Source organism: Pseudomonas mandelii, assembly GCF_024138395.1.
GTDB classification, from domain to species: domain Bacteria; phylum Pseudomonadota; class Gammaproteobacteria; order Pseudomonadales; family Pseudomonadaceae; genus Aquipseudomonas; species Aquipseudomonas mandelii_E.
Window position 1 is genome coordinate 52,928 of the sequence record NZ_JAMYDU010000014.1, and the last position, 26,112, is coordinate 79,039.

At 59.4% G+C, this 26,112-nt stretch carries 22 protein-coding genes; 9 read left to right on the top strand and 13 right to left on the bottom strand.

Features of this window, described 5'->3' with window-relative positions; genetic code table 11:
* Positions 1-81: 81 nt before the first annotated feature.
* Positions 82-900 carry a posphoenolpyruvate synthetase regulatory kinase/phosphorylase PpsR gene (ppsR, locus tag NHU87_RS19455; RefSeq protein ID WP_007902088.1) on the top strand — a complete coding sequence of 273 codons (819 nt, stop codon included), beginning with the start codon at positions 82-84 and terminating at the stop codon, positions 898-900.
* 118 nt (positions 901-1,018) lie between these two features.
* Here ppsR and prpD read toward each other — a convergent pair whose 3' ends face one another.
* From prpD to NHU87_RS19485, 6 genes are all read right to left on the bottom strand, one after another.
* Positions 1,019-2,503, bottom strand: a complete 1,485-nt coding sequence (gene prpD / locus NHU87_RS19460; protein WP_253551698.1) for a 2-methylcitrate dehydratase — start codon at positions 2,501-2,503, stop codon at positions 1,019-1,021.
* 192 nt (positions 2,504-2,695) lie between these two features.
* Positions 2,696-3,886 carry a 2-methylaconitate cis-trans isomerase PrpF gene (gene prpF, locus NHU87_RS19465; RefSeq protein WP_253551700.1) on the bottom strand — a complete coding sequence of 397 codons (1,191 nt, stop codon included), beginning with the start codon at positions 3,884-3,886 and terminating at the stop codon, positions 2,696-2,698.
* Positions 3,887-3,957: 71 nt separating this feature from the next.
* Positions 3,958-6,555, bottom strand: a complete 2,598-nt coding sequence (acnD, locus tag NHU87_RS19470) for a Fe/S-dependent 2-methylisocitrate dehydratase AcnD (RefSeq protein WP_253551702.1) — start codon at positions 6,553-6,555, stop codon at positions 3,958-3,960.
* A gap of 205 nt (positions 6,556-6,760) precedes the next feature.
* Positions 6,761-7,888, bottom strand: coding sequence for a bifunctional 2-methylcitrate synthase/citrate synthase (prpC, locus tag NHU87_RS19475; RefSeq protein ID WP_253551704.1), 1,128 nt, complete (start codon positions 7,886-7,888; stop codon positions 6,761-6,763).
* 223 nt (positions 7,889-8,111) lie between these two features.
* Positions 8,112-9,002, bottom strand: coding sequence for a methylisocitrate lyase (gene prpB / locus NHU87_RS19480; protein WP_253551706.1), 891 nt, complete (start codon positions 9,000-9,002; stop codon positions 8,112-8,114).
* Positions 8,999-9,718: a GntR family transcriptional regulator gene (locus tag NHU87_RS19485; protein ID WP_253551807.1), complete on the bottom strand. Its 720-nt coding sequence runs from the start codon at positions 9,716-9,718 to the stop codon at positions 8,999-9,001. The genes prpB and NHU87_RS19485 overlap by 4 nt, the downstream gene beginning before the upstream one ends.
* Before the next feature lie 300 nt (positions 9,719-10,018).
* Here NHU87_RS19485 and NHU87_RS19490 point away from each other — a divergent pair, with 300 nt between their 5' ends.
* From NHU87_RS19490 to pabB, 4 genes are all read left to right on the top strand, one after another.
* Positions 10,019-10,555: an ATP-dependent zinc protease family protein gene (locus NHU87_RS19490; RefSeq protein WP_253551707.1), complete on the top strand. Its 537-nt coding sequence runs from the start codon at positions 10,019-10,021 to the stop codon at positions 10,553-10,555.
* A gap of 5 nt (positions 10,556-10,560) precedes the next feature.
* On the top strand, positions 10,561-12,096 hold the full coding sequence (locus NHU87_RS19495; protein WP_253551708.1) for an inactive transglutaminase family protein: 1,536 nt from the start codon (positions 10,561-10,563) through the stop codon (positions 12,094-12,096).
* A complete protein-coding gene (locus tag NHU87_RS19500) occupies positions 12,096-13,082 on the top strand; it encodes an alpha-L-glutamate ligase-like protein (RefSeq protein WP_038979893.1) in 987 nt (328 codons plus the stop codon). The genes NHU87_RS19495 and NHU87_RS19500 overlap by 1 nt, the downstream gene beginning before the upstream one ends.
* A gap of 203 nt (positions 13,083-13,285) precedes the next feature.
* Complete coding sequence (pabB, locus tag NHU87_RS19505; protein WP_253551709.1) at positions 13,286-14,623, top strand: aminodeoxychorismate synthase component I; 1,338 nt, start codon at positions 13,286-13,288, stop codon at positions 14,621-14,623.
* Positions 14,624-14,728: 105 nt separating this feature from the next.
* On the opposite strand, the gene thrH is transcribed toward pabB, so the two are convergent.
* On the bottom strand, positions 14,729-15,346 hold the full coding sequence (thrH, locus tag NHU87_RS19510) for a bifunctional phosphoserine phosphatase/homoserine phosphotransferase ThrH (RefSeq protein WP_038979889.1): 618 nt from the start codon (positions 15,344-15,346) through the stop codon (positions 14,729-14,731).
* A gap of 174 nt (positions 15,347-15,520) precedes the next feature.
* Here thrH and NHU87_RS19515 point away from each other — a divergent pair, with 174 nt between their 5' ends.
* On the top strand, positions 15,521-16,261 hold the full coding sequence (locus NHU87_RS19515; RefSeq protein WP_008074131.1) for a phosphoadenylyl-sulfate reductase: 741 nt from the start codon (positions 15,521-15,523) through the stop codon (positions 16,259-16,261).
* A 149-nt stretch (positions 16,262-16,410) separates the two neighbouring features.
* On the opposite strand, the gene NHU87_RS19520 is transcribed toward NHU87_RS19515, so the two are convergent.
* Positions 16,411-17,334 carry a LysR family transcriptional regulator gene (locus NHU87_RS19520; RefSeq protein WP_253551710.1) on the bottom strand — a complete coding sequence of 308 codons (924 nt, stop codon included), beginning with the start codon at positions 17,332-17,334 and terminating at the stop codon, positions 16,411-16,413.
* Positions 17,335-17,458: 124 nt separating this feature from the next.
* Between NHU87_RS19520 and NHU87_RS19525 the strand changes: the two genes are divergently transcribed.
* A complete protein-coding gene (locus NHU87_RS19525; protein ID WP_253551711.1) occupies positions 17,459-18,205 on the top strand; it encodes a 3-oxoacyl-ACP reductase family protein in 747 nt (248 codons plus the stop codon).
* Positions 18,206-18,279: 74 nt separating this feature from the next.
* Here the strand turns inward: NHU87_RS19525 and NHU87_RS19530 are convergent, their stop codons facing one another.
* Entirely contained in the window at positions 18,280-18,975 is a 696-nt protein-coding gene (locus NHU87_RS19530) for an HAD-IA family hydrolase (protein WP_253551712.1), read from the bottom strand.
* Positions 18,976-19,238: 263 nt separating this feature from the next.
* Here NHU87_RS19530 and NHU87_RS19535 point away from each other — a divergent pair, with 263 nt between their 5' ends.
* Positions 19,239-24,113 (top strand): RHS repeat-associated core domain-containing protein, encoded by a 4,875-nt coding sequence (locus NHU87_RS19535; RefSeq protein WP_253551713.1) that lies wholly within the window; start codon positions 19,239-19,241, stop codon positions 24,111-24,113.
* On the top strand, positions 24,110-24,499 hold the full coding sequence (locus tag NHU87_RS19540) for a hypothetical protein (RefSeq protein ID WP_253551715.1): 390 nt from the start codon (positions 24,110-24,112) through the stop codon (positions 24,497-24,499). The genes NHU87_RS19535 and NHU87_RS19540 overlap by 4 nt, the downstream gene beginning before the upstream one ends.
* Before the next feature lie 59 nt (positions 24,500-24,558).
* On the opposite strand, the gene NHU87_RS19545 is transcribed toward NHU87_RS19540, so the two are convergent.
* The 4 genes from NHU87_RS19545 to NHU87_RS19560 all read right to left on the bottom strand — a co-directional run bounded on the left by NHU87_RS19545 (position 24,559) and on the right by NHU87_RS19560 (position 26,070).
* Complete coding sequence (locus NHU87_RS19545) at positions 24,559-24,924, bottom strand: hypothetical protein (RefSeq protein ID WP_253551717.1); 366 nt, start codon at positions 24,922-24,924, stop codon at positions 24,559-24,561.
* A 102-nt stretch (positions 24,925-25,026) separates the two neighbouring features.
* Positions 25,027-25,242 carry a hypothetical protein gene (locus NHU87_RS19550; RefSeq protein ID WP_253551719.1) on the bottom strand — a complete coding sequence of 72 codons (216 nt, stop codon included), beginning with the start codon at positions 25,240-25,242 and terminating at the stop codon, positions 25,027-25,029.
* A 108-nt stretch (positions 25,243-25,350) separates the two neighbouring features.
* A complete protein-coding gene (locus tag NHU87_RS19555; protein WP_253551721.1) occupies positions 25,351-25,521 on the bottom strand; it encodes a hypothetical protein in 171 nt (56 codons plus the stop codon).
* Between the two features lie 129 nt (positions 25,522-25,650).
* Positions 25,651-26,070: a glycine zipper domain-containing protein gene (locus NHU87_RS19560; protein WP_253551723.1), complete on the bottom strand. Its 420-nt coding sequence runs from the start codon at positions 26,068-26,070 to the stop codon at positions 25,651-25,653.
* Positions 26,071-26,112: the final 42 nt, after the last annotated feature.

Below are 26,112 nucleotides of genomic sequence, written 5' to 3' on the forward strand. Positions count from 1 at the left end.
TGAGAATGCGGGCCATGGGTGGCCGGCAAATCGCGCCTACTATATCCAAGAATCGTCACTAGCTTAAGGCCCAAGGTGCAAATGAAACGATCTGCTTTCTTTATCTCCGATGGCACGGGTATTACGGCCGAAACCCTCGGTCAAAGCCTGTTGGCGCAGTTCGAAAACATTACCTTCAGCAAAATCACGCGACCCTACATCGACAACGCCGATAAAGCGCGGGCCATGGTACAACAAATCAACAAAGCCGCCGAAAACGATGGTTTTCGTCCGATTATTTTCGACACCATCGTCAACCAGGACATTCGTGAGATTCTCGCAACCTCAAATGGTTTCATGATCGACATTTTCTCGACCTTTCTGGCCCCGCTGGAACAGGAACTGACCGAGCATTCTTCCTACACCGTCGGCAAATCCCACTCCATCGGTGGCAACTCCAATTACATGGAGCGGATCGAGGCGGTGAACTTCGCCCTCGACAACGACGATGGCGCACGCACGCACTATTACGACAAGGCCGACCTGATACTAGTGGGCGTGTCGCGATGTGGTAAGACGCCGACGTGCCTGTACATGGCTATGCAATTCGGCATCCGTGCGGCCAACTATCCGCTGACCGAAGACGACATGGAGCGCCTGCAACTGCCAACCGCCCTGCGCGCCCATCATCACAAGCTCTTCGGCCTGACCATCGACCCGGACCGGCTTACAGCTATCCGCAATGAGCGCAAGCCCAACAGCCGCTATTCGAGCTACGCGCAGTGCGAATTCGAAGTGCGCGAGGTGGAGAACTTGTTTCGCCGCGAGAACATTGCCCACATCAATTCCACGCATTTCTCCGTGGAAGAGATCTCTGCGAAGATTCTAGTAGAGAAAGGCGTGGAGCGACGGTTCAAGTAGTTCTTTAGTGCCTGTCAGGCCTTCGCGGGCAAGCCTCGCTCCTACAGGGTTTTGTGAACAACACATCACTGTAGGAGCGAGGCTTGCCCGCGAAAAACGATAACGCGGTCTCCCTCTCCTAGATCACAAACAAATCCACAAACCGGTTCACCGCCGTCTCCTCAAGCCGTGCCTGGTCCTTGCACAACGCAAAGATCTCGGCACTGCGCTGCGCCGTGAATCGCGTCGCCAGATTGGCCTTGAATTTCTCTTCCAGCAGCGGAATACCCTCGGTGCGGCGACGGCGATGGCCGATCGGGTATTCCACCACCACGTTCTCGGTGCTGGAACCGTCCTTGAAGAACACCTGCACCGCATTGGCAATGGAACGTTTATCCGGCTCCAGATATTCGCGAGTGAAGCGTGGGTCTTCGACGATGACCATTTTGTCGCGCAGCACGTCGATGATCGGATGCACCGCGTGGAAGTCGTCTTCGTACTGCTCCGCCACCAGATTACCGAACACCAGAGGTACGGCGATCATGTACTGGATGCAGTGGTCGCGGTCCGCAGCGTTGGCCAGCGGGCCGACCTTGGAGATGATGCGGATCGCCGATTCGTGGGTGGTGATGACGATTCTGTCGATTTCGTGCAGGCGGTTCCTGACCAATGGATGCAGGGTAACGGCAGCCTCGCAGGCAGTTTGCGCGTGGAACTCGGCGGGAAAGCTGACCTTGAACAGCACGTTTTCCATCACGTAGCTGCCGAACGGCCGAGAGAATCTGAAGGCTCGCTTGTCTTCAGGCTTGAGCGCCAGATCGTTGTTGGTGTGGCTGAACTGTACGTCGTAGAAACCCCATTGTTTGGCGGTCAGCACACCGGGAATGCCCATCTCCCCGCGCATCGCAATGTCCGCCAGACGCACGCCACGGCTGGACGCGTCCCCTGCTGCCCAGGATTTACGCGACCCGGCATTGGGTGCATGCCGGTAAGTGCGCAGCGCCTGGCCGTCGGCAAAGGCATGGGACAACGCCGACAGCAGTTGCTCGCGATTGGCGCCCATGAGCTTGGCGGTGACGGCGGTCGAGGCGACTTTCACCAGGATGACGTGATCGATGCCGACGCGGTTGAAGGAGTTTTCCAACGCAATCACGCCTTGAATCTCATGGGCCATGATCATGGCTTCCAACACCACGCGAAGGGTCAGCGGTGCGTCGCCATTGGCGAGGCGTTTTTGCGACAGGTGGTCGGCCACCGCAAGAATGGCGCCGAGGTTATCGGACGGATGACCCCATTCGGCGGCGAGCCAGGTGTCGTTGTAATCGAGCCAGCGGACGATGCACCCGATGTCCCATGCCGCTTTGACCGGATCAAGACGATAACTGGTGCCCGGCACGCGAGCGCCGAAGGGAACGACCGTGCCTTCGACGATGGGTCCCAGGTGTTTGGTGCATTCGGGAAAACGCAGGGCCAGCAGACCGCAGCCGAGGGTGTCCATCAGGCAATTGCGGGCGGTGTCCAGCGCGTCGGCAGATTCGATTTTGAAGTTGAGGACGTAGTCGGCGATGTCCTGCAGGACCGTGTCGTAGTCGGGGCGGTTGTTCAGGTCGACGTTGGCGCTCATGTTCGATTCACTCGGTCAGTGGTTCGCTGATGGGACCTCGGTTCAGGATCAATCTCTGGCTGCACTGCTTTCTTATTGTAGGAACGGGATTGAATGTAGGAGCTGCCGAAGGCTGCGATCTTTTGATTTTGCTTTTAAAAGGCAAGATCAAAAGATCGCAGCCTTCGGCAGCTCCTACAGGAGTATGTGTGTTTAGAAAGAATCCCCCGGCACGCGGACGTAACCTTCCATCAACACTCGCGCACTGCGGCTCATGATGGCTTTGTTCACGGTCCATTCACCGTTGACCTGGCTGGCCTCGGCGCCCACGCGCAAGGTGCCGGAGGGGTGACCGAAGCGCACAGCGTTGCGTTCGACGCCGCCCGCCGCCAGGTTGACCAACGTGCCGGAAATTGCCGCCGCCGTGCCGATGGCCACCGCTGCGGTGCCCATCATCGCGTGGTGCAGTTTGCCCATGGAGAGCGCGCGCACCAGCAAGTCAATGTCGGTGCCAGCGATCTTCTTGCCGCTGGACGCAATGTAATCCGCCGGCTTGGCGACGAACGCCACCTTCGGTGTGTGCTGACGCTTGGCCGCTTCGTCCAGGTGCTGAATCAGCCCCATGCGCAGCGCGCCGTAAGCGCGGATGGTTTCGAACATCGCCAGGGCCTTCAGGTCGCCGTTGATCGCGCCCTGCAATTCGGTGCCGGTGTAACCGATGTCTTCGGCATTGATGAAAATGGTCGGGATGCCGGCGTTGATCAGGGTCGCCTTGAGCGTACCGACGCCCGGCACTTCGAGGTCATCCACCAGATTGCCGGTGGGGAACATCGAACCACCGCCACCCTCTTCTTCCGCCGCTGGGTCCATGAATTCGAGCTGCACTTCGGCCGCCGGAAAGGTCACGCCGTCGAGTTCGAAATCGCCGGTTTCCTGGACCTCGCCGTTGGTGACCGGCACATGGGCGATGATGGTCTTGCCGATGTTGGCCTGCCACACGCGCACCACCGCCACACCGTTGTGCGGAATGCGGCTGGCGTCCACCAAGCCATTGCTGATAGCGAACGAACCGACCGCCGCCGACAAGTTGCCGCAGTTGCCGCTCCAGTCAACGAAAGGCTTGTCGATGGAAACCTGACCAAACAGGTAATCGACGTCGTGATCGGCCTTGAGGCTTTTCGACAGGATCACGGTTTTGCTGGTGCTGGACGTCGCGCCGCCCATGCCATCGATTTGCTTGTCGTAAGGGTCGGGGCTGCCGATCACTCGCAGCAATAACGCATCGCGAGCCGGGCCGGGAATCTGCGCCGCTTCGGGCAGGTCTTTCAGGCTGAAGAACACGCCTTTGCTGGTGCCGCCGCGCATGTAGGTGGCGGGGATTTTGATCTGAGGTGCGTGAGCCATTGGTGCTCCTACTCCTTATCGTAAAAGAAGGCAGACACAAAGTCTGAAACCCCGTGTCCGCACTTCGTGATTTAAACGGCAACCGCCGATTCTTCGAGGAAGTCCTGAGCGAAACGCTGCAACACGCCGCCGGCCTCGTAGATCGACACTTCTTCGGCGGTGTCGAGGCGGCAGGTCACCGGCACTTCGACGCGTTCGCCATTCTTGCGATTGATCACCAGCGTCAGCGTCGCACGCGGGGTGCGGTCGCCGATCACATCAAAGGTTTCGCTGCCGTCAATGGCCAGGGTGTGACGATCGGTGCCCGGCTGGAACTCCAGCGGCAGCACGCCCATGCCCACCAGATTGGTGCGGTGGATGCGCTCGAACCCTTCAGCGGCAATCGCTTCCACACCCGCTAGCCGCACACCTTTAGCCGCCCAGTCGCGGGACGAACCCTGGCCATAGTCTTGGCCTGCGATGATGATCAGCGGCTGCTTGCGTTCCATGTAAGTTTCGATGGCTTCCCACATGCGCATGACCTGACCTTCCGGCTCGACTCGCGCCAGGGAACCCTGCTTGACCTTGCCGTTTTCCTGAACCATTTCATTGAACAGTTTCGGGTTGGCAAAGGTTGCGCGCTGCGCGGTCAAGTGGTCGCCGCGGTGCGTGGCGTAGGAGTTGAAGTCTTCTTCCGGCAGGCCCATTTTCGCCAGGTATTCACCCGCCGCGCTGTCGAGCATGATCGCGTTCGATGGCGACAGGTGATCGGTGGTGATGTTGTCCGGCAGCACCGCCAACGGGCGCATGCCCTTGAGCGGACGAGCGCCGGCCAGCGCGCCTTCCCAGTACGGCGGACGGCGGATGTAAGTGCTCATCTCGCGCCAGTCATACAGCGGCGTGACCTTCGGACCGGTGTCTTCGTGGATGGCGAACATCGGGATGTACACCTGACGGAACTGCTCCGGTTTGACCGAAGTTTTCACCACCGCATCGATTTCTTCGTCGCTCGGCCAGATGTCTTTCAGGCGGATTTCCTTGCCATCGGCGGTCAGGCCCAGCACATCTTTTTCGATGTCGAAACGAATGGTCCCGGCGATGGCGTAAGCCACCACCAATGGCGGCGACGCCAGGAACGCGTTTTTGGCGTACGGGTGAATCCGCCCGTCGAAGTTACGGTTACCGGAGAGTACGGCCGTGGCGTACAGATCGCGATCGATGATTTCTTGCTGGATCACCGGGTCCAGCGCGCCGGACATGCCGTTGCACGTGGTGCAGGCGAATGCCACGACGCCGAAGCCGAGTTGCTCCAGCTCTTTAGTCAGCCCGGCTTCATCCAGATACAGCGCCACGGTTTTCGAACCCGGCGCCAGCGAGGATTTGACCCACGGTTTGCGGCTCAGCCCGAGTTTGTTGGCGTTGCGCGCCAGCAGACCTGCGGCAATCACGTTGCGCGGGTTACTGGTGTTGGTGCAACTGGTGATGGCGGCAATGATCACCGCGCCGTCCGGCATCTGGCCCGGCACGTCGTCCCACTGGCCGGAGATGCCTTGAGCCGCGAGATCGGACGTGGCGACACGGGCATGCGGGTTGCTCGGGCCGGCCATGTTGCGCACCACCGAGGACAGGTCGAAGCTCAGCCCGCGCTCGTATTGCGCGCCTTTGAGGCTGTCGGCCCAGAGGCCGGTCTGCTTGGCGTAATTCTCCACAAGCTGCACTTGCTCGTCTTCACGGCCGGTGAGTTTCAGGTAGTCGATGGTCTGCTGGTCGATGTAGAACATTGCCGCCGTGGCGCCGTATTCCGGGGCCATGTTGGAAATGGTCGCGCGGTCACCCAGGGTCAGCGCGGAAGCCCCTTCACCGAAAAACTCCAGCCATGCGCCGACGACTTTTTGTTTGCGCAGGTATTCGGTCAGCGCCAGCACCATGTCGGTGGCGGTGATGCCCGGTTGCAGCTTGCCAGTCAGTTCGACACCGACGCTTTCCGGCAAGCGCATCCACGATGCGCGACCGAGCATGACGCTCTCCGCTTCCAGACCACCAACACCAATGGCGATCACGCCCAGCGCATCGACGTGCGGGGTGTGACTGTCGGTGCCGACGCAGGTATCGGGGAAGGCCACGCCGTCGCGGACCTGAATCACCGGCGACATTTTCTCCAGATTGATCTGGTGCATGATCCCGTTGCCCGGCGGAATCACGTCGACGTTCTTGAAGGCTTTTTTGGTCCAGTTGATGAAGTGGAAACGGTCTTCGTTGCGACGGTCTTCAATGGCGCGGTTCTTCTCGAACGCCTCGGGATCGAAGCCACCGCGCTCAACGGCCAGGGAGTGGTCGACGATCAACTGAGTCGGCACTACCGGGTTCACTTGCGCCGGGTCACCACCTTGCAGGGCGATGGCGTCGCGCAGGCCGGCGAGGTCCACCAGGGCGGTCTGGCCGAGAATGTCGTGGCACACCACGCGGGCCGGGAACCATGGGAAATCGAGATCGCGTTTGCGCTCGATGAATTGCTTCAGGGATTCGGTGAGCGTGGCCGGGTCGCAGCGACGCACAAGGTTTTCCGCCAGCACGCGGGAGGTGTACGGCAGGGTGTCGTAGGCGCCAGGTTGAATAGCATCGACCGCCGCGCGGACGTCGAAATAATCCAGATGGCTGCCGGGCAGCGGTTTGCGGAATTTTGTGTTCATCGTCAAGACTCGGTCACGGTGGTTACAAAGGGTGGGGCCTGGCGCAGTTCCCGAAGTGAACACGGTCCTGTAGGAGCGAAGCTTGCTCGCGAAAGCGATCTGTCGGTCGACATTAATGTTGAATGTCAGTCCGTCTTCGCGAGCAAGCTTCGCTCCTACAGGGGTCTCGGTTCATTCAGCAACCGGCACCGGCGCCCTCCCCCAGTCAGCGTTGTTCGATTGGCACGAACTTGCGCTGTTCGACGCCGACGTATTCGGCGCTCGGGCGGATGATGCGGTTGTTGGCACGTTGTTCGAACACATGCGCTGCCCAGCCGGTCAGGCGCGAGCAGACGAAGATCGGCGTGAACAACTTGGTCGGAATGCCCATGAAGTGGTACGTCGAGGCATGGTAGAAGTCGGCGTTCGGGAACAGTTTCTTCTGTTCCCACATGGTCTTGTCGATGGCTTCGGACACCGGGAACAGCACGGTGTCGCCCACTTCGTCGGCGAGTTTTTTCGACCAGGCCTTGATCACCTCGTTGCGCGGATCGTTGTCTTTATAGATCGCATGGCCGAAGCCCATGATCTTGTCCTTGCGCGCGAGCATGTCGAGGGTGCCTTTGACCGCCTCTTCCGGCGACGAAAAGCGCTCGATCATTTCCATCGCCGCTTCGTTGGCGCCGCCGTGCAGCGGGCCGCGCAGAGAGCCAATGGCCGCCGTGATGCAGGAATACAGATCCGACAGCGTAGACGCACACACGCGGGCGGTGAAAGTCGAGGCGTTGAACTCGTGTTCCGCGTAGAGGATCAGCGAAACGTTCATCACCTTGACGTGCAACTCGCTCGGTTTCTTGTCGTGCAGCAGGTGCAGGAAATGGCTGCCGATGCAGGCTTCGTCGGTCACGCAATTGATGCGTTTGCCGTCGTGGCTGAAGCGGTACCAATAGCACATGATCGCCGGGAACGCGGCCAACAGGCGGTCGGTTTTGTCGTGCTGCTCGGAGAAGTCTTTCTCCGGCTCGATGTTGCCTAGAAACGAGCAACCGCTGCGCATCACGTCCATCGGATGAGCGTCGGCGGGGATGCGTTCCAGCACTTCTTTCAGCGCTTGCGGCAGGTCACGCAGCTTGCTCAGTTTCTGGGTGTAGGCAGCCAGTTGCGCTTTGGTCGGCAGTTCGCCGTACAGCAGCAGGTAAGCCACTTCTTCAAATTGGGCGTCAGCCGCCAAGTCGCGAACGTCATAGCCGCGATAGGTCAGGCCTGCGCCCGACTGGCCCACGGTGGACAGTGCGGTTTGCCCGGCAACCTGGCCACGGAGCCCGGCGCCACTGAGTACTTTTGCTTCGGCCATTGCTGTCTCCAGTTTTCTTGAATTTGTTAGGGAATCGGCAAATTGATTCAAATTACATCGCACATCTGTAGCAGCTGGCGAAGCCTGCGTTCGCTCGTAGCAGCTGTCGAGCACCGCGAGGCAGCGTTCGGCTGCGAAGCAGTCGTAAACCCGGCTTGGCGAGTCCTTCGGCCTCGAACGCAGCCTCGCGGGCTCGGCAGCTGCTACAGGAGTGCGTCCGTCATTATTTCTTCGCGGCAAACAACGCATCGAGCTTCTGCTCGAAGGTGTGGTAGTCGATGCGATCGTAAAGCTCCATGCGCGTCTGCATGGTGTCGATGACGTTCTGTTGCGTGCCGTCGCGGCGGATCGCGGTGTAGACGTTTTCCGCGGCTTTGTTCATCGCGCGGAACGCCGACAGCGGGTACAGCACCAACGACACATCGGCGGCGGCGAGCTGCTCGGTGGTGTACAGCGGCGTCGCGCCGAATTCGGTGATGTTGGCCAGGATCGGCGCTTTCACGCGGCTGGCGAACAGTTTGTACATCTCAAGCTCGGTGATCGCTTCCGGGAACACCATGTCGGCGCCGGCCTCGATGCATGCCGCCGCGCGCTCCAGCGCAGATTCAAGACCTTCCACCGCCAGGGCGTCAGTGCGAGCCATGATCACGAAGCTGTCATCAGTGCGGGCATCGACAGCTGCCTTGATGCGGTCGACCATTTCCTGCTGCGTGACGATCTCCTTATTAGGACGGTGACCGCAGCGCTTGGCGCCGACCTGGTCCTCGATGTGAATCGCCGCCGCGCCGAATTTGATCATCGACTTCACAGTACGGGCGACGTTGAACGCAGAAGAACCGAAACCGGTGTCCACGTCCACCAACAGTGGCAAGTCGCAGACGTCAGTAATGCGACGCACATCGGTCAGCACGTCATCCAGACCGGTAATCCCCAGGTCCGGCACGCCGAGGGAGCCGGCAGCCACCCCGCCACCCGACAGGTAGATAGCCTTGAAACCGGCGCGCTTGGCCAGCAGTGCGTGGTTGGCGTTGATCGTGCCGACCACTTGCAGCGGATGTTCGCTGGCGACCGCATCGCGGAAACGCTGGCCTGGAGTGCTCTTGTTGGAACTCATGACTCACCTCGTTCAGTGGCTGTCGGGTTAGCGCCGTCCTGGTAGTGACGGGCAATATTGCGTTTGGAGGCGCCGATGTGACGGCGCATCAACAACTCGGCCAATTCACCGTCACGGTCGGCGATGGCATCGAGAATTCGGTGGTGTTCGGCAAACGCCTGGCGCGGCCGATTGGGCGTGGTGGAAAACTGGATGCGGTACATGCGCACCAGTTGATAGAGCTCACCGCACAGCATCTGGGTCAAGGTGCGGTTGCCGCTGCCCTGGATGATCCGGTAATGAAAGTCGAAATCGCCTTCCTGCTGGTAGTAACCGACACCTGCCTGAAACGCCGCATCGCGCTCGTGGGTTTCGAGCACCCGACGCAGTTCGTCGATTTCTTCGACCGTCATGCGTTCAGCCGCCAGACGGCACGCCATGCCTTCCAGGGATTCGCGAATTTCGTAGAGTTCCAGCAGTTCGGCGTGGCTCAGCGACACCACCCGCGCCCCGACGTGCGGCACGCGAACCAGCAGACGCTGGCCTTCCAGACGGTGAATGGCCTCACGCAACGGCCCGCGGCTAATGCCGTAGGTGCGCGCCAGCTCTGGCTCGGAGATCTTGCTGCCCGGGGCGATCTCGCCCTTGACGATTGCCGCCTGAATACGTCGGAAGACGTTTTCGGAAAGTGTTTCCGAGTCATCCGGAATCGTAACCGGAGGATCGAGTTGATCCAGCATATTGTCGACACCTTGAAAACCAATGCCGCAAAAACTAGCGAATATGGCCGGTTACGTCAAAGGATAATTCGATATTGTCGACAATCGTCTAATAACCCGCTGCACCATAACGAAGCAACCTCTCAAGTTATAGCCGTCGGCCAGCGCTGGCGCCATAAACCCACCGTGCTAGAATGCCGGCCGCATTTGCTTGTCATCTGCATTGCCTGTCATAAAAAGCGGACAGGCATACGAGGGAGCTTGTGCAGCAATGCCAGGGCCTTGAATTGAAGAACGGACCGCTGCGCACCAGGATTTATGAGACTCAAGCCCTTCATCACATTCCTTTGTCTTCTTGGCCTGCCAGGTTTCGCCGCGGCAGGGGAAAAGACTGTGTACGGCCTCAATGAGTACGCTTCACTGGACGGCATCAATCTGGAAGTCGCCGCCAAACTCGACACCGGGGCGAAAACCGCTTCACTGAGTGCCCGCGACATCAAACGTTTCAAACGCAACGGCGAATCCTGGGTGCGCTTCTATCTGGCTATCGACGCCGCGCATTCGCACCCGATCGAACGACCGCTGGCCCGTGTCAGCAAGATCAAGCGCCGGGCCGGTGACTACGACCCGGAAGAAGGCAAGAAGTACACCGCCCGTCCGGTCATCGAGCTGGATATCTGCATGGGTTCGGCTTTACGCAGCATCGAAGTGAACTTGACCGACCGCAGTGCCTTCCAATACCCGCTCTTGATCGGCTCCGAAGCGCTCAAACGTTTCGATGCGCTGGTCGACCCCAGTCTTAAATACGCTGCTGGCAAACCCGCCTGCGCCACCGACGCACATACCGCAGAGTAATTCCAATGCGCTCTCTTACCCTCCATCTGAAACTGCTGATCGCCATCCTGGTGGTGCTGGGCATTTCAGTTACGGCCTATCAGATTTTCGTGCTCGGAATTCCGGTGACCGAAGACGCTACCGACGACTTGTGGAACATCGACGCCAAGGTCGAGTTCGTCGCCAACGCCAAGGATCCGATCAAGATCCAGATGTTCGTGCCGCCGCTGAGCCGCGACTACGTGAGCCTCAACGAGAGTTTCATTTCCAATAATTATGGCGTGGCGGTAAACCGTGCCGACGGTAACCGCAAGGTCACCTGGTCGGCGCGTCGGGCCAAGGGCAACCAGACCCTTTATTACCGACTGGTGCTGACAAAGCGCTACAGCGGCGAAAAATCCAAGGTCAAAGGCCCGACCTTCCGCGACAGCATCGCTGTCGAAGGCCCGGAAAAAATCGCCGCAGATGCCCTGCTCGCGCCGATCCGCCAACACTCGGCCGACGTCGAAACCTTCATCGGCGAAGCCATCAAGCGTGTCAACAACCTCAACGACGACAACGTGAAACTGCTGCTGGCGGGCGATCCGTCCACCGCGAACAAAGCCAAAATCGTCGAGCTGGTATTGTCCATCGCCCATGTGCCGGTGGAAAAGGTGCACACCATTCGCCTGGTGGCCGATCAGCCACAAATGCCTGAACTCTGGTTGCGCAGCTTCAACGGTACCGACTGGCTGTACTTCAACCCGGAAACCGGCGAACAGGGCCTGCCCACTGACCGCTTGCTGTGGTGGACCGGCGACGAAAACCTGATCACCGTCGATGGCGGCAAAAAAGCCAACGTCACCTTCAGCCTGAACAACAGCGAAATGAACGCCATTCGTCTGGCCAAGCTGACCGACGAAAACTCCGACGCCAACTTCCTCGACTACTCACTGTACGGCCTGCCGCTGCAAACCCAGCAGACCTTCATGATCATGGTAATGATCCCGATCGGCGTGTTGGTGATCCTTATTCTGCGCAACCTGATCGGCATTCAGACTCTCGGCACCTTTACCCCGGTGCTGATCGCCCTCGCCTTCCGGGAAACACAGCTCGGTTTCGGCATCGTGCTATTTACGATCATCACGACGTTGGGGCTGTCGCTACGCTCCTACCTTGAACACTTGAAACTGCAAATGCTACCGAGGCTGTCGGTGGTGCTGACCTTCGTGGTGGTGCTGATCGCGGCGATCAGCCTGTTCAGCCACAAACTCGGCCTGGAACGCGGCTTGTCGGTGGCGCTGTTCCCGATGGTGATTCTGACCATGACCATCGAACGCCTGTCGATCACCTGGGAAGAGCGCGGTGGCGGCCATGCCATGAAAGTGGCGATCGGCACACTGTTCGCAGCCTCTTTGGCGCACCTGATCATGAGCGTGCCTGAGCTGGTGTACTTCGTGTTCACGTTCCCGGCGATTCTGCTGATTCTGGTGGGCTTCATGCTGGCCATGGGTCGCTATCGCGGTTACCGCCTGACCGAACTGGTGCGCTTCAAGGCTTTCCTGAAGAAGGCTGACGCCTGATGTTCGGTCTCTGGAAGACCTGGAAAGCCCTGGAGGCCCGGGGCATCATGGGGATCAATCGGCGCAACGCAGACTACGTGCTCAAGTACAACAAACGCAGCCTGTACCCGATCGTCGATGACAAGATCATCACCAAGGAGCGCGCCATCGCCGCCGGCATCCATGTGCCGGAGCTGTACGGCGTGATCTCCACCGAGAAGGAAATCGACAACCTCGGCGAGATCATCGGCGGGCGCACCGATTTCGTGGTCAAACCGGCCCAGGGCGCCGGCGGTGACGGCATCATTGTGATTGCCGACCGCTTTGAGGGTCGCTATCGCACGGTGTCCGGCAAGATCATCAGCCATGAGGAAATCGAGCACCATATCTCCAGCATCCTTACCGGCCTGTACTCGCTCGGCGGTCACCGTGACCGCGCGCTGATCGAATACCGCGTGACCCCGGACCAGATCTTCAAAAGCATCAGCTATGAAGGCGTGCCGGACATTCGCATCATCGTACTGATGGGCTATCCGGTGATGGCCATGTTGCGCCTGCCGACTCGCCAATCTGGCGGCAAGGCCAACCTGCACCAGGGCGCCATCGGCGTCGGTGTCGACCTGGCCACAGGCCTGACATTGCGCGGCACCTGGCTGAACAACATCATCACCAAACACCCGGACACCACCAACGCAGTGGACGGCGTGCAACTGCCCTACTGGGACGGCTTCATGAAGCTCGCTGCCGGCTGCTATGAGCTGTGCGGGCTGGGTTACATCGGTGTCGACATGGTGCTCGACCAGGAGAAAGGGCCGCTGATTCTTGAGCTCAACGCCCGGCCCGGGTTGAACATTCAGATCGCCAACGATTGCGGGTTGACGTTGCGTACCCACGCGGTCGAAGCGCGACTGGAAGAATTACAGGCCCGCGGGATAATCGAAACAGCGCAGGAACGCGTGGAGTTCGTTCAGGAAATGTTTGGGCATATTCCTGCGGTTGAGGGTTGATCCAAGACCGAGTCGTCCCATTCGCGGGCAAGCCTCGCTCCTACAAGGATGCCGCTGTATCTGTAGGAGCGAGGCTTGCCCGCGAAGGCTGACTGACAGCCACCAAAGCTCTCAACCTGCCAATCCGCGACATCCCCTCTAGGAGCAAATCCTGCAGAGGACTACAATCGCTCCCCCGCCTCGATGGCTGATCTGCCCCGCCCATGTTGACCTGTTCCGTACACCCGCTGCCCTATCGCGCCAACCCCGCCGAGTACTTCGCGGCGATTCGTCATGCCCCCGGCGCCGTACTGCTCGACAGCGGCCGGCCGAGCGCCGAGCGTGGGCGTTATGACCTGCTCAGCGCCTGGCCGCTGGAGCAATTGGCCGTATTACCGGACGAAAGCGGCAACCATTTCCTGCAACGCCTTCGCGACACTCTGACGCGACTCGGCGAAGCCACTGTTCCTTTCGACCTGCCTTTCGCCGGCGGGCTGATCGGTTATCTGAGCTATGACTTCGGCCGGCATCTGGAAAACCTGCCGAGCCAGGCGCGGGACGACCTGCAATTGCCCGACGCACGTTTCGGGCTGTACGACTGGGCACTGATCAGCGACCACCACCTGGCCACCAGCCAACTGGTGTTTCACCCGACGCTGATCGACAGCGAACGACAGCGGCTGATCGAACTGTTCACGCAACCTGCACCTCAGAAAATCCAGCCTTTCAAACTGGACGGCCCGATGAGTGCCGACTTGAGCGCTGACGACTATCGACAAGCCTTCGAGCGCATTCAGCAGTACATCCAGGCCGGCGACTGCTATCAGGTCAACTTCGCCCAGCGCTTTCGTGCGCAATGCCAAGGCGATCCATGGGCCGCGTACTGCGCGCTGCGGGCGGCGTGCCCGACGCCGTTTTCCGGCTTCCAGAGCCTGCCCGACGGCGACGCCGTGCTGAGCCTGTCACCGGAGCGTTTCGTCAAAGTCAGCGAGCGCCACGTCGAAACCCGCCCGATCAAAGGCACCCGCCCCCGCGGTCTGACTGCCGTTGAAGATGCGGCGAACGCCGCCGAACTGCTGGCCAGTCCCAAGGACCGCGCGGAAAACCTGATGATCGTCGATTTGTTGCGCAACGACCTCGGCCGTACTTGCCGCATCGGCTCGGTGCGGGTGCCGGAGTTGTTCAGTCTGGAAAGCTATCCGAACGTGCATCACCTGGTGAGCAGCGTTACCGGCGAGCTGGCGGATGACAAGGATGCGCTGGATTTGATCGCCGGCAGCTTCCCCGGCGGCTCGATTACCGGCGCGCCGAAGATTCGCGCGATGCAGATCATCGATGAGCTGGAACCGACCCGTCGTGGGTTGTATTGCGGTTCATTGCTGTATCTGGACGTGCGCGGCGAGATGGACAGCTCCATCGCCATTCGCAGTTTACTGGTCAAGGATGGGCAGGTGTGTTGCTGGGGTGGCGGCGGGATCGTCGCGGATTCGGACTGGCAGGCGGAATATCAGGAATCGATCACCAAGGTGAAGGTGTTGCTCGATACTTTGCGGAGCCTTTAAAAGCTTCGCGGGCAAGCCTCGCTCCTACAGGGTCCGGGGCGAACCACAATGCCAGAATCGACCCGTAGGAGCGAGGCTTGCCCGCGAAGGCGCCCTCGCAGACGACTACAGACTCAACGCCCGATTCGAAGCCTTGATGAACTCTTGCTTCAACTCCGCAAAGCTGTGCACCGCCGGGAACTGTGGAAACTCGCGAATCACATTGTCCGGCGCATGGAACAGAATCCCGGCATCCGCCTCGCCCAGCATCGTCGTATCGTTGTAGGAATCTCCCGCCGCAATCACCCGGTAGTACAGGCTCTTGAACGCCAATACCGACTGACGCTTGGGATCTTTCTGACGCAACTGATAACCCGTGACCCGACCGGCATCGTCAGTAATCAGACGATGGCAAAGCAAGGTCGGAAAGCCCAGTTGACGCATCAGTGGCTGGGAGAATTCGTAAAAGGTGTCCGACAGAATCACCACCTGAAAGCGCTCACGCAGCCAGTCGACAAATTCACTGGCGCCTTCCAGAGGCTTTAGCGTGGCGATCACTTCCTGGATGTCGGAAAGCTTCAGGCCGTGCTCGTCGAGAATCCGCAGGCGCTGCTTCATCAACACGTCGTAGTCGGGAATGTCCCGAGTGGTGGCCCTGAGGGATTCGATCCCGGTTTTTTCGGCAAAGGCGATCCAGATTTCCGGGACCAGCACACCTTCAAGATCCAGACAGGCAATTTCCACAAGACACTCCCATTTTGTACTGTTTATTGAGTCGAGCGAGCAAAAGGACTGCCGAACTCTAGCGACTCGCCCTCCTCCGTGCAACGCAGAGGGCGCACCAGCCGCCGCAGGATTTTGTTACCATCAGGCACATATAGAGCGCCCAGCGCCACCGACCTGTAGGAAGCCGCCCTGATGAGCCCATCGTTCGATGTCGTGGAACTCGCCACGACCTATGCCAACAAATCCGCTCAGGACATCCTGAAACTCGCGTTCGCCGAGTTCGGCGATGATCTGTGGATATCTTTCAGCGGCGCCGAGGATGTGGTGCTGGTGGACATGGCCTGGAAGCTGAACAAGAACGTCAAGGTGTTCAGCCTCGACACCGGCCGCTTGCACCCCGAGACCTACCGCTTCATCGAACAGGTGCGCGAGCACTACAAGATCGACATCGAAGTGGTATCGCCGGACTACACCAAGCTCGAACCTTTCGTGAAGGAAAAAGGCCTGTTCAGCTTCTATAAGGACGGCCATGGCGAGTGCTGCGGCATCCGCAAGATCGAGCCGTTGCGTCGCAAGCTGTCGGGCGTGACTGCGTGGGCCACCGGCCAGCGTCGGGACCAGAGCCCGGGCACCCGTAGCGCGGTCGCCGTGCTGGAAATCGATACCGCGTTCTCCACTCCGGAACGCACTCTGTACAAATTCAACCCGCTGGCGCAAATGACCAGCGAAGAGATCTGGGGCTACATCCGCATGCTGGAGCTGCCGTACAACAGCCTGCATGAGCGCGGCTTCATCAGCATCGGCTGCGAACCTTGTACCCGTCCGGTGTTGCCGAACCAGCATGAGCGCGAAGGCCGTTGGTGGTGGGAAGAAGCCACGCAGAAAGAATGCGGGCTGCATGCCGGCAACATCATCAGCAAATCCAAAGCTTAAAAATCACAGTCCCGGACCGCGTTATCGTTCATCGCGGGCAAGCCACGCTCCCACAGGGTTCTGTGTCGTTTACATCTTTACGATACGACTCAAAACCCTGTGGGAGCGTGGCTTGCCCGCGAAGGCCGCACTTCGGTCTCAAGCCAGGTTCAAAGCGCACTGAACCGCTGCCCCAACCCCTGTTCCGCAAACTGCTCAATGATGAAATCGACAAACGCCCGGGTCTTGCCCGGCAGCAGTTTGTGTTCGGCGTAATAGATGGAGATGTTGCCGTCGTCGACGTACCAGTCAGGCAACACCCGCTGCAACGTCCCCGCATCCAGATAGCCCACGGCAAACGGCATGCTCACCAACGCAATGCCCAGCCCCTGAGCCGCCGTGGCGCAGGCGGCTTCCGAATCGCTCATGGTCATCCGCGCCTTGAGGGTCAGCGGGCTGTGTTGCCGGGCGCGGCTGGTCAACTGCCAGGAACGCACGCGCCCCGTCTGCGGCGAGCGTATCAAGATGCCATCGTGGTGTTTGAGGTCGTCGGGCTCGACGATCGCCTCGTGCCCCGCGAGGTACTCGGCTGAAGCCACCAATACCCGATGGGCAGGCGTCAACTTGCGCGCCACCACACCCTGAGGCAGTTCGAATCCGCCACCAATCGCCGCATCGAAACCCTGGCCGATCAGGTCGACCTGGCGGTTATCGAAATGCCAGTCCGGGTTGATCGCCGGAAAGCGCTGCAGAAACTCTCCCAACAGCGGCACGATGTACAAGCGCCCAAACACGGTCCCCATGCTGACCTTGAGCGTTCCCGCCGGGCGTCCTTCGGCGCTGGCCAGGTTGGCCACGGCATTCTGAATCGTGTGCAGGCTGGTGCTGACTTCGCCGAGAAACAGCTGGCCGGCCTCAGTCAGCGTCAGGCTGCGAGTGCTGCGCTGGAATAGCCGCACACCCAGTCGAGCCTCCAGCTTGGCGACGCTCTTGCCCACCGCCGCCGGCGTCAGGCTCAAGCGCCGCGCCGCTTCGGCGAAGCTGCCAACCTCGGCGCTGCGCACAAAGCATTCGATACTGCTGAAGGTTTCCATAAGCGCCACTATAAACTTTTGGTTTACACAGACTATAGCAACGACAGTCTACCCGGAGTGTATTGCGAGGCCGATACTCGACTCCGACAACAAGGCAGCCCGCCTTGAATTTCTGGAGATCGACATGACCACTCAACACCTCAGCGGTAAAGTAGCTCTGATTCAAGGCGGTTCACGCGGCATCGGTGCTGCCATCGTCAAACGCCTGGCCGCCGAAGGCGCTACCGTCGCCTTCACTTACGTAAGCTCCACCGCCAAAGCTGAAGAGCTGCAAAACAGCATCATCAGCGATGGCGGCAAAGCCTTGGCCATCAAGGCCGACAGCGCCGATGCCGTCGCCATTCGCAATGCCGTTAATGCCACCGTCGAAGCCTTCGGTCGCCTCGACATTCTGGTCAACAACGCAGGCGTTTTGGCCGTCGCGCCGCTGGAAGACTTCAAACTCGAAGACTTCGACCAGACCCTGGCCATCAACGTGCGCAGCGTGTTCATCGCCACCCAGGAAGCCGCCAGACATATGACCGAAGGCGGTCGCATCATCAACATCGGCAGCACCAATGCCGAGCGCATGCCCTTCGCCGGTGGTGGCCCGTATGCCATGAGCAAATCGGCGCTGGTCGGCCTGACCAAAGGCCTCGCCCGCGACCTCGGCCCACGGGGTATCACCATCAACAATGTGCAGCCGGGCCCGGTAGACACCGACATGAACCCCGCCAGCGGCGACTTCGCTGAAAGCCTGATTCCGCTGATGGCCGTGGGTCGTTACGGCAAAGTGGAAGAAATCGCCAGCTTCGTCGCCTACCTTGTCGGTCCCGAAGCCGGCTACATCACCGGTGCCAGCCTGACCATCGACGGTGGTTTCGGCGCCTGATAAAGCGTTCGATTGAAACAAAAACGCCGGCAACAGATTGCCGGCGTTTTTTTGTGCCCGGGATTATCAGGTACTCAAGCCCACTCGAGCGCCGGCAGGCCGCATGCACCGGGCTTGAACGCCTTCAACGTGCGAAGAATGCCATCGGCGTGTGCGTACTTTTCGTCAGCCATCGCCGCATCCGGGATCGCAATCGCCGTCATCCCTGCCGCTTTCGCCGCGGTGACGCCGAACGGTGAATCCTCGAATACCAGGCAATCCTCGGGTGCGACACCCAGGCGCCGCGCCGCCGTCAGGAAGATATCCGGCGCCGGTTTGGCCGCGCCCACCTCCGGGTCATCAGCAGTGACGATGAAGTCGAACAGCGCGAACCAGTCGCGGTGCAAGGTGGTTTTCTGGCCGAACGACTGACGTGAAGAACTGGTGCCCACCGCTATAGGAATGTTGTTGGCCTTCAAGTGCCGAACCAGCTCCTCTGCGCCAGGCATGGCCAGCGCTGTCGGAAAACGCTCGCGCATCAGCGGTTCGCGGATCACCAGGAATTCTTCGGCTGTAATCGGCAGGTCCAGCGCCTCGACCACATAGCGCGCCAGATCACCCGCGCCACGACCGATGATGTTCTGTTTGACGCTCCAGTCGAAGGTCCGGCCATAACGCTCGGCAATGATGGACGTGACCTCGGTGTAGATGCCCTCGGTGTCCAGCAACAAGCCGTCCATGTCGAAAATCACGGCCTTGATCGGGCCGAACTCATCCAAGGGTGCATTCATCGCATCTGATCCGTTTTCTCATGACATCCCAGGAGCGGCCAAGACAGGCCGGGGCCGTGATGGATTAAAGGGTTCAGCAGCATAGCGAGCGCGGTTGGCAGAGAGCAACGGGCAATGCCAGGCGGACACAAAAAAGCTATGTCGAGGCGCCCGCGATGATTTAGCGACTTGCCCTACACCAAACACCTCCTTTCCCGACTTCTTTCCTTGTTGATCCCCCGCAAAGTCTTGCGCTCCTAATTGATCAGCGCGAGGGATTGCGAATGTTCGAACCTGACAAGGTCCTGGCCTTGAACAATGCCATCGGCCTTCTGGTGGTCGCCGCCATGAATCCCGAGCAGCCGGACGTCAAAGCGCTGCTCGGGGATTTTCGACTTTGCCTCAACAACTACGAGGCCTGGGCAGAAAATTTCTGGACCGGTGGGGCGCTGAATGTCGAGCAGGTATTCAAGGTCGGCAATGAAGTCCGGCTCACGGCGCCGAAGGACTCCACCACCCCTGTCAGTTCGACGCTCGCCATGTGCCCGGCCAGCGGGCCATTGACCCTGGTGCATGTGTTCGAGGCCGCGCGTTTCGTGCCGATTGGCAATACGCCGGTGATGCTCGAACCGGTTATCTCGCAGCGCAATGGCGAACTGACGTTCGGTGAGCCCGTCCACGAAACCATTGGCCCCAGCGGCATCCTCGAAATCCCCGACTGCTGGCGCGGCCAGCGTTATCGCATCACTTTCTTTCCCAATGTTTCCACTGATCACGTCAAGGCGCTCTATGCCTCCTATCAGGACGTGATCGGCGACCTGGAAGGCTGGTTGCGCAATGAATGGTCGAGCGAGTTCGAGCCTTTATGGGCCGGTTTTTCCGAGGCGGGGTTCACCCAGCGCTACGGCATGCTGCAGCAGGCTGACTGGCGCGGTTTCGAGCGTTCGCTGCACGGTTTGTGGGATGACGTGAAGCAGGTCTACGCCCTGCTGGCAGACCTGCAAACCAATAGCGAAAAACTCCTTGAGTACCTGACCCAAGGCGAGCTCGAGACGCTGCTGAATGCCTCGACTGAAGCCATCGCCAATGTGCTGCTGATGTTGAGCGATGAGCCGTTGATGTTCATTCATCTTGCGGCCTTCACCAGTTGGCTGAGGATGCTGCCGCCGCAGTACATCGCCGAAGTCGTGGCGCAAATTCGCACGGAACTGTTGATCAGTTTCCTGCTGGTGCGCCTCACCGGGCCTACGGGCTTGAAGCTCGGCATGAGCGCTAAAGTTCTGGACAAGATCAAGTCCCAGCAGGCTCGGCAATGGTTGGCGGGGGCCAGTTTGCGGCTGGCCGAACTGACGGCCAAATCCGACCTGACATCCCACGCTGGTGCGCTCAAACCGCTCGTGGTCCGCGCGCGTAATGCACCGCTGAAACCGGCACCGACGGTTCCGTTACAGATCCGTGCTGGCGACTCTCCCGTTGTACAGGTGAACAATCCGGTTGCCATTGCTCGCGACAAGTCCAACGCCATGACCCGGCTGGGGCGTCACGAACCTCACGACGATGCACCGAGTCAGGCGAAAAACCCCAATGGCGACAGCGCCGATTGCGCGGCACTGACTTGCACCAACAACTGTCCAGTGTCGATGGTCACCGGCGAAGAACTGCTGACCCTGACCGATGGTTCGCTGGATGGGCTTCTGCCGTTCAACTTCACCCGGTTGTACCGCACCAGCGCGGCGGAGATCGATTGCGGGCTGGGCTGGGGTTGGAGCCATTCTCTGGCGCAGCGGTTGGAGCTGGATGATAAACAGGTCGTCTGGGTCGACCACGAAAACCGTCGTACGACGTTTCCGCTGCCGAGTGTCGAGCGCCCGGTGATCCACAACAGCCTGTCGCGGGCGGCGATTTATCTGGGCAATGAGCCAGAAGAACTGATCCTCGCCCTGGCTGGCGACGACACACGTTTTTATCACTTTCATAACGGTCGGCTGACAGCAATCAGCGACGCCTACAACAACCGCCTGCGTATCACCCGCGACCGTCAGGATCGCATTCAACGCCTCGATAACGGCGCCGGTCGTTCGCTGCTGTTGTGCTATGAGCGCAGGCACCTCGTTGCCGTCGAATACCAATCGTTTCACCCCAGCGATTCCTCGGGCGAAGCCTGGCGTACAGAGCAGACGCTGGTTTTCTATCGCTACGACGCTCGCCAACGCTTGATCGAAGCGACCAACGCCGCCAGTGAGAGCGAGCGTTACGACTACGACGACCGGCACGTGATTCTGCAGCGGCAACTGGCCGGTGGCGCGAGTTTCTTCTGGGAGTGGGAACGGTCTGGCAAGGCAGCGCGCTGCGTGCGGCACTGGGCGTCGTTTGCGCAGATGGATACGCGTTATGTCTGGGATGACAACGGCAGCGTGGTGGTTAAAAACACCGATGGCAGTGAAGAGGTTTACGAGCACGATGACCGCGCACGGCTGATGCGCCGGGTCGAGCTGGGTGGCGGCGAACAGCTCAAGGCCTATGACGATCAGGGCCGGTTGGTGGCCGACCAGGATCCGCTGGGCGCCGTCACCGAATACCGTTACGACGAAGTCGGGCGGTTGGTGGCGCTGATTCCACCGGAAGATGAGCCAACGTCCTACGAATACCGCAACGGATTCCTGCATGCGCGCTATCGCGGCAAAGCGGTGTGGACCTATCAGCGCAACGCGCAGGGTGACGTCACTGAAGCCACCGATCCGCAAGGCCATGTCACCCATTATCACTATGACGCTCAGGGGCGTTTGCTGTCGATCCGCTACCCGGACACCAGTCGGCATGTATTTGTCTGGAATACCTTGGGGCAGTTGCTTGAGGAAACGCTGCCGGATGGCGGCCAGCGACGCTTTTCCTACGATGCGCTGGGTCGGCAGGCGACCCGTCAGGACGAACACGGGGCGGTTACCCAGTATCAATGGGATGCCGTCGGCCGACTGGTTCAGACGACGCTGCCTACCGGCGCCAGCCGCGGGTTCAGCTACAACGCCTACGGCAAGATCACCGCCGAACGCGATGAACTGGGCCGCGTCACCCGCTACGAATACGCCGACGATCTGCACCTGGTCAGCCGCCGGATCAATCCCGATGGCACCCAACTCCAGTACCGTTACGACAATGCGCAGCTGTTGCTCACGGAAATCGAAAACGAATCCGGCGAACACTATCGGCTGGACTACACGCCCAACGGCCTGATCCGGCAGGAAACCGGCTTCGACGGCCGTCGCACCGCCTACGCCTACGACCTCAACGGCCACCTGCAGGAGAAAACCGAGTTTGGCGATGACGGCTCGCAGCTGGTCACGGCTTATCAGCGGGACTCGGCTGGACGTCTGCTGGTCAAGACCCTGCCCGACGGCATCAAGGTCAAGTACCGCTACGACTCGTTGGGCCGACTGGTCAGTGTCGACGACGGCCACGACCATCCGCTGGAATTCGAATACGACGCCCAGGACAGGCTGATCACCGAACACCAAGGCTGGGGCACGTTGCGTTATCGCTACGACGCGTGCGGTCGACTCAACCACTTGCGCCTGCCGGACAACAGCAAACTCGACTATCACCACGCCAAGGGTGGCACGCTGACGGCCATTGACCTCAACGGCACACGCCTCACCAACCACCAGTTTGCCTTCGGTCGCGAACAAAACCGCCAACAGGGTCTGCTGCTCAGCGAATACGCCTACGACGACCAGGGCCGGCTGAAAGCCCATGCCGTCAGCCAACATCAACATCCACTGTACCGCCGCGACTATGCCTATAGCGCCAACGGCAATCTCGACCACATCGCCGACACCCGCCATGGCCAGCGCAGCTATCAGTATGACTCGCTCGACCGCCTGATCCGCGTCCGCCATTCCCGTGACCAATCGCCGGAAAGCTTCGCCCACGACCCGGCTGGCAATCTGTTGATGCAGGATCGTCCCGGCGTTGCGAAGGTGCAGGGTAATCGCCTGCTGATGCAAGGCGATCGACATTACGACTACGACGCCTTCGGCAACCTGATTCGCGAACGCCGCGGCACCGCGCAAAAACTCGTCACCGAATACCACTACGACTGCCAGCATCGATTGATCGGCGCCACCCTGCCCAATGGCAGCCAAGCCACTTACCGCTACGACGCCTTCGGCCGCCGTATCAGCAAATCCGTCGATGGCAACACCACCGAGTTCTTCTGGCAAGGCGACCACCTCGTCGCCGAACACAACCAGGATCACCATCGAAGCTACATCTACGAACCCGGCACCTTCCGTCCACTGGCCATGCTCGACGGCAAAGGCCCGCGCCAAGCCTGCCCGTTCTACTACCAACTCGACCACCTCGGCACACCGCAAGAACTCACCGACTACAGCGGCGACATCATCTGGGCCGCCCGATACACCGCCTATGGCCGCCTCACCCGCCTCAACCGCGACACTCACCAGATCCTCGATCAGCCGCTGCGCTTTCAAGGGCAGTATTTCGACGCGGAAACCGGCCTGCATTACAACCGGCATCGCTACTACAATCCGGATATCGGGCGGTTCCTGACGCCAGACCCGAGCAAGTTGGCGGGCGGGTTAAACGGCTATCAATACACGCGCAATCCGGCGGGTTGGGTTGATCCGCTGGGGTTGAGTGAGTGCCCTGGTGGGGATGGGTGTAAGAAGCCGTCGTTTGGGGATGAGGATCCGGCGGGTAAGGTGGGGGTTGATGAGGGGGAGCCCGGAACCCCAAATCCAAAACAAGAGAACTATTATTTATACCGTGGTGATGACCGAGAACCATGGGAAATTTTTGAGGCAGGATTTGAACCCTTGGGAGACAGTACAGATCTGTATTTGCATGCATCAGATAACAGAAGCCCTCCCAGTTACTTTGTCAGCACTACGACAAACGAAAATGAGGCAAAAAAGTTTGCCACAGGCTATGGGCTCGCAGACGGTTATATATATGTACTAAAAAATATTCGTGGCATCGATGTAAATAAAGAACTTGGCATGATGTCACCACATCGGCGTGAAGTTGAGATAGCGTTTCCCGGAGGAATAAAAAATCACGACATCGTGGGAGTTACCCCGGTCCATGATGATGGTAGCTACAAGGGCTACTCCATACCCAACCCGTTCAGGAAGCAGCCATGAAAATAATAGAAATCCTAATAAACAATCATGGGATCGTAGAGACGGCCAAAATCGAATGCGACAGAAAAAAATCGACACTCACATTTACGATGCAAAGTGGCTTAAAAAAAACTTATACGGCCTATGACCTTTACGTATGCTTTGGCATGTTAAGAGCCGACTACCCTGATATAAAATTTCTGTGCAAAGGCGCCAAATTGAATGTTCATCCTTCACGTATGTCGTCCCAAATGTCTAGCGGCTTAGTCGCATACGAACTTAAACTTGGAAAACCTAGCGAAGAAGACGACATAGTACGAATTTTCGACTACGAAGACGAAAATATTACTAGCGATATTGAGGAGCAAAAAACCTTCTATAAAAACTGGATTGAATCATTAATATAACAACGCCAACATCCAAGCCCAGCTCGAGGCTGGGCTCAGTTTGAAGTAAACACTTTGACTTAACCCCCAGAACCACCGGTCTCACCTCCACTTCCTACTCCACCACCGCTCTCATCAATTTCAAAATCACCTGACTCTCCAGACCCACCTCCAGAACCACTCCCCATCGAACTTCCATCGCTCATCGAGCCACTTCCCTTCCCCGGGCTGGTGCTACTACCACTGGCATCTTCGCCATTCCCACCACCAATGGTGTCCGGCGGCGGCATCTTCCCGTCCGAGGAACCTGCGTTCATTTCCGAGTAAGGTGGCATTCCGCCCTTGTCGACCGGTGCATCGCGTCCAGAAGATTGAGCAAACGCCCCCAATGAACTGATCGACAATAAGCCGACCATCGTCAGGGTCGTCAGTTTTGACCTGATCATGGCGCACCTCCTTTAAAGAGTGCTTTATCTGATCTCTGGCAGCGGTCGCTTTTTAAAGGTGCCGCACAATCGACGAGCGGCGATGGATCGCTACGCAGGGTTTCAGCTCGGTTCTCCCGATAAATCGTCACCGGCAATGTCCGGGTCATCGGGATGGGCTTCCACGTCACCGCGTTTCACATCATCGGTGGGCACCTGTTCCACAGCGGTGTCGTCATCGTCGGGCGGGCGCTGATCGCGACTCAGGGGGTTGGTGGGGGAAGGCAGCGGATATTCGGGGGTATCGTCGATATCGGTGTCTTTCGGATCAGCATTCATAACGCACCTCTCAATGGACCTGAAAAGCAGATCCTGATATTTCGAGGACAACACGATAGACACGGTTCGATCAGAGGGACGATCGGTCGGCCCGACCGCAAAACACCATCACTCGTCGTCTTCCTCGTCGTACTCGTCATACTCGCAATTGCCCACGTCGCCTGCGTCATCGGCATCGTTGAGCGGCACCGTGGCGTCGTCCATCAGAGACCCCGGATCTTCGTTGCCAGGATCGTTGATCGGACCTTCATCTTCCATGCCTTCGGTTTGCGGAGTCATGACATGCCTCACAACGTTCAGGGGTGTATGAAGTTCGAGGCGTCCTACGGGCAAACGTTCCTGAGTCCTGGAGACAGAAACGAAAAACCCGGCACCAGGCCGGGTTTCTACTGTTACTCGATGTCGAGTTTAGTGGTGTTTATTCTTGTGTTTATGCTTGTGCTTGCCGCCGCCGGAATGCGAGCTGCCGCTGTCATTACCCAGGTTGCTGCCCACCGCGCCACCGGCTGCACCGCCTACGCCCGCACCAATGGTCGAGCCGGTAGAGCCGCCCAGGCTATTGCCGATCACCGAGCCGCCCGCCGCGCCAATACCGCCGCCAACGGCCGCTTCTGTTCGACTGCCCTTGCGCGCACCGACCGCGCTGCCTGCCGCACCGCCGACGCCAGCGCCAACGGCTGCTCCCGTGCTGCCGCCTAGTTGACCGCCGACCACGTTACCCAACGCGCCGCCAAGACCACCGCCCACTGCAGCGGTGCCGTCGCCGGCAGCCATCGCACCCTGAGCAACCAAAAGTCCCAAAACCACCGTGGACAATGTCAAACGCATGATATGAACCTCTAATTTCCGCATCGGGGGAAGATCGTGCCG